Below are 896 nucleotides of genomic sequence, written 5' to 3' on the forward strand. Positions count from 1 at the left end.
AATCCATAGCTTCGGTAGTATGTTTATGCCCGATTATTATCCATGCCGAACCGCTCGACTAGTGAGCTGTTACGCACTCTTTAAATGAATGGCTGCTTCCAAGCCAACATCCTAGCTGTCTAAGCAGTTCAACCGCGTTTTTTCAACTTAACATACATTTGGGGACCTTAGCTGATGGTCTGGGTTCTTTCCCTCTCGGACATGGACCTTAGCACCCATGCCCTCACTGATCAACATCATTTTATAGCATTCGGAGTTTGTCAGGAATTGGTAGGCGGTGAAGCCCCCGCATCCAATCAGTAGCTCTACCTCTATAAAACTAATTAATCGCTGCACCTAAATGCATTTCGGGGAGTACGAGCTATTTCCGAGTTTGATTGGCCTTTCACCCCTACCCTCAGGTCATCCCAAGACTTTTCAACGTCAACGGGTTCGGTCCTCCACTATGTGTTACCACAGCTTCAACCTGCCCAAGGGTAGATCACACGGTTTCGCGTCTAACACTACCAACTATAGTCGCCCTATTCAGACTCGCTTTCGCTACGGCTCCAGGGCTTAACCCCTTAACCTTGCTGGCAACGTTAACTCGTAGGCTCATTATGCAAAAGGCACGCCGTCACCCTATAAAGGGCTCCGACCGCTTGTAAGCGTATGGTTTCAGGATCTATTTCACTCCGTTATTCACGGTTCTTTTCACCTTTCCCTCACGGTACTGGTTCACTATCGGTCTCTCAGGAGTATTTAGCCTTAGCGGATGGTCCCGCCAAATTCATACAGGGTTTCTCGTGCCCCGCACTACTCAGGATACCACTATGGTTTATGTTCTTTACCTATACCGGGCTATCACCGTCTATGGCCGCTCTTTCCAAAGCGTTCTAGTTCATTACACAACCAAT

1 rRNA gene is annotated in these 896 nt (G+C 48.0%); it reads right to left on the reverse strand.

What is annotated here, in order from left to right:
* Positions 1-896: ribosomal RNA gene (locus LA313_RS16325) — 23S ribosomal RNA — on the reverse strand; the annotation flags it as partial.

The organism is Salinimicrobium sediminilitoris (assembly GCF_020866905.1).
Lineage (GTDB): Bacteria > Bacteroidota > Bacteroidia > Flavobacteriales > Flavobacteriaceae > Salinimicrobium > Salinimicrobium sediminilitoris.